The organism is Bacillus sp. JJ1503, assembly GCF_036965125.1.
Taxonomy (GTDB): Bacteria; Bacillota; Bacilli; order Bacillales; family Cytobacillaceae; genus Cytobacillus.
This window is the reverse complement of record NZ_JBALOZ010000395.1, coordinates 1-3,398: the sequence shown is the minus strand read 5'-3', so window position 1 is coordinate 3,398 and position 3,398 is coordinate 1. Positions and strand designations below refer to the sequence as shown.

Below are 3,398 nucleotides of genomic sequence, written 5' to 3'. Positions count from 1 at the left end.
CTTTCTTAATAAGACTTGTATTGTTAATATAAAAAAGTATTTTTTGTTAGGAGGTTCGACTGAATTATGTTCTTGGAGATATTTACCTCATACGAAAATCTAAAGGCAATTGTGATATCTATCGGGATTTTTTTGCTATTTCTTCTTTTTAGGAAAATTTTCGTAAAATACGTTTTTGCATTTTTGGTAAGGATAGGGAGAATAGCGCCTGGTGAATTTTTATCCCAAATTCTTATAGCCTTTGAAAAACCTGCTCAGTGGCTATTTATTATTACAGGGCTTTACTTTTCTGTGCAGTATTTTCCTTATTTCAATCATGCAAATCCATTATTTTTAAAAATTATCAGATCATCGATTATATTGATTATTAGCTGGGGGTTGCTTAATCTTTCTTCGTCCTCTTCATTGCTTTTTAAAAAGATAAATGCCTCTAAATATAATATTGAATTTGATGAAATTCTGATTCCATTTTTATCTAAGGCATTGCAATTTTTGATTGTGGCGATCAGTATAAGCGTGATTGCCCAGGAGTTTAATTACGATGTCAATGGCTTTGTTGCGGGGTTAGGCTTAGGTGGATTAGCCTTTGCATTAGCTGCAAAGGATGCGATCGGTAATTTATTCGGCGGGATCATAATTATTACGGAAAAACCTTTTTCAATAGGTGATTGGATTAAGACAAACAGTGTGGAAGGAATTGTAGAGGATATAAGCTTTAGAAGTACAAAGGTACGGACCTTTGCTCAGGCGCTTGTGACTGTTCCGAATGCTACTTTGGCGAATGAGGCAATTATGAACTGGAGCAAAGCAGGGAAGAGGCAGATTACCTTTAATTTAAAGCTGCCACAGGATACTTCACAGGAAAAATTAAAATCTGTTGTCAAGCAAATTGAAAACTACCTAAAAAATAACCCGGATATTCATCAGGACACAATCTACGTTACCTTTGACCAATATAAGGAAATGGAGATCTTTATAAACTTTTTTACAGTTACAGTTGAATGGGGAGAGTATTTAAAGATCAAAGAAGTGTTCAATTACAAAATCATGGACATTCTCGAACAAGAGAAATCATTGGCGGAGAGCCAGGCATAAATGGGAAAAAGTCTGTTTCATTTAGAAGCAGACTTTTTCAATATATCTATTTTTGGTTAGCAGTCAAAAATACTTCCTGTGCCGCTTTTATCCCAGCTCCTGGTTCAAAGGAGTAAGAGAAGTCTTGTAATGCGGCCTCCATTAAGGAAACGGCTTGGAGAACATCACTTGGGAAGCAATAGCCCATATGGCCGAACCTGAAAATTTCTCCTTGCAGGTGTCCAAGCCCGCCAGCAAAATCTAAATGGTACTTTTGCTTTAGGTGCTTAAGAAACTGTGCCAGATCCAGACCTTCAGGGGTGCGGATCGCCGTAATGGTTGGTGATGCATATTCATCGCTCGTTAATAGCTCTATGTTTAGCGCCTTCATGGCTTCACGAACCATATTTTTCATAAGCTCATGTCTGGCAACGGTTTGTGCAAATCCTCCTTCTTCTTCGATAAGGTCACAGACAGCAGCTAATCCATAAATAAGAGTAACCGCAGGAGTGTTAGGTGTCATGCCTTTTGCTGCCCAATCGCGATAGCTCAGCAAATTTAAGTAATATGCTGGGGTTTTATTATTCTCGATAACTTTCCAAGCTCTGTCGCTGACGCTTAAGAGAGCCAGTCCAGGCGGCAGCATCATTGCTTTTTGAGAACCTGTTACGAGTATATCAATGCCCCATTTATCCATTTCCGCGGGTGCTCCGCCAATACAGCTAACCCCATCAACGATAAAAAGTGCATCTGAATGTGTACGAACAGCAGTCGCTAGCTTTTCGATTGGGTTCAAAATACCTGTTGATGTTTCGTTGTATGTAGCAAAAACAGCTTTCACATCTTTCAAGGGCTTTAGGAATTCCGCTAGATCTTCCTCTGTACAAGCCTGGCCCCATTCTTTTTCAAGCTTATGCACATTAAATCCGTATTTTTCACAAATCGAAACGAAGTAGTCCCCGAATGCCCCAACTGTAATAACAACAACGTTTTCTCCAGCCGAGACCGTGTTAACTGCCGCAGCCTCTAAAGCAGCAGTACCGCCAGACGGCAGCAGAAAAATATCTTGTTCCGTACCAAAAACTGTCTTCACACGATTGGTTGTTGTACGATATAACTGAACAAACTCTTCACTACGATGGCTAATGATATCTTCAGCCATGGCTAGTTGAACTTTTTTTGGAATAGGTGTAGGTCCTGGGTGCCTTAAAATGTTTTTATACATAATTTTCCCTCCAGTAAAGATTATTTATTGAGTATTTTAGCCTAAAGGCGCGAGGTTAACCACTATTATGATTACCTCTATTAAAGCTTATATTGTTACCATATTTCTAATTTTCTAATTATAATAGTACCATATTGGTAAAAGTTAGTTAAGGTTAAGAAATTTATTTAATAAAACAGGAGGGGTCTAATGGCTACAATAGATTTGCAGAAAAAAAGTGTAAAGATTGTGTTAGAAAAGAAGAATTTAACAACGGTAACCGCGCGAGTTGGTTTAGTTCTAGACATCACCGGATCAATGAGAACATTGTATAAAAATGGAACAGTGCAGAAGGTGGTTGAACGAATATTAGCGATTGCCTCACAGTTTGATGATGACGGAATGCTGGATGTTTGGGTGTATGATAATGAATTCTCAAGATTAAAGCCGGTAACGGAACGAGATTTTGATGGGTATGTTAATCGAATTATTTTGGAAAATGACTTGATCCATAAATTTGGCCGAAATGACGAACCTCCTGTTATGAAGGATGTAATAAAAAAATATATCGATGAAGAACCGAGCATGGATCCAGCCTTTATTGTCTTTATTAATGATGGCGGCTGTAAGAAAACGATCAAGCCCATTATTGAAAGCTCTGCAAAACATCCGGTATTCTGGCAGTTTGTTGGGATAGGAAATGGGAATTTTGACTTTCTAAAGCAAATTGATTCAATGGAAGGCCGTATTGTGGATAACGCTAATTTCCTGCATATTGAGGAAATTGATAAAATGTCTGATGATCAACTCTATTATTCACTATTAAATGAGTTTCCAAGCTGGCTGAAGGAAGCGAAGGAAAAAGGTATTTTGGTAGATAATCGCACAGAGCCGCAGTTAAATGAGCCAGTGCAAAAAGAGCCAGAAAAGAAGGGGTTTTGGAACAGGTTATTTAATAGGTAGATAGGGGTTCGTTTCATTGAATTTGAGCGGTTGGCTGACAAAGTGGTGGAATTGGCTGATAAAGTATCTTATTTGGCTGACAAATCCCTAAATTGGCTGACAAACAGGTCGAATTGGCTGACAAATACTAAAATGCCAACCCAAACAAGTATCTGAT

General features: G+C 38.3%; 3 protein-coding genes. 2 read left to right on the top strand and 1 reads right to left on the bottom strand.

The features are described from left to right. Positions 1-378: 378 nt before the first annotated feature. Positions 379-1,095: a mechanosensitive ion channel family protein gene (locus tag V7149_RS23650; protein WP_335348027.1), complete on the top strand. Its 717-nt coding sequence runs from the start codon at positions 379-381 to the stop codon at positions 1,093-1,095. A gap of 46 nt (positions 1,096-1,141) precedes the next feature. On the opposite strand, the gene V7149_RS23645 is transcribed toward V7149_RS23650, so the two are convergent. Continuing rightward, positions 1,142-2,299: a pyridoxal-phosphate-dependent aminotransferase family protein gene (locus V7149_RS23645; protein ID WP_335348026.1), complete on the bottom strand. Its 1,158-nt coding sequence runs from the start codon at positions 2,297-2,299 to the stop codon at positions 1,142-1,144. Positions 2,300-2,488: 189 nt separating this feature from the next. Here V7149_RS23645 and V7149_RS23640 point away from each other — a divergent pair, with 189 nt between their 5' ends. After that, positions 2,489-3,241, top strand: a complete 753-nt coding sequence (locus tag V7149_RS23640; protein WP_335348025.1) for a vWA domain-containing protein — start codon at positions 2,489-2,491, stop codon at positions 3,239-3,241. Positions 3,242-3,398: the final 157 nt, after the last annotated feature.

Coding starts and splice junctions, on each gene's coding strand:
- V7149_RS23645 (WP_335348026.1), bottom strand. CDS start 2,299: ATGTATAAAAACATTTTAAGGCACCCAGGACCTACACCTATTCCAAAA.
- V7149_RS23640 (WP_335348025.1), top strand. CDS start 2,489: ATGGCTACAATAGATTTGCAGAAAAAAAGTGTAAAGATTGTGTTAGAA.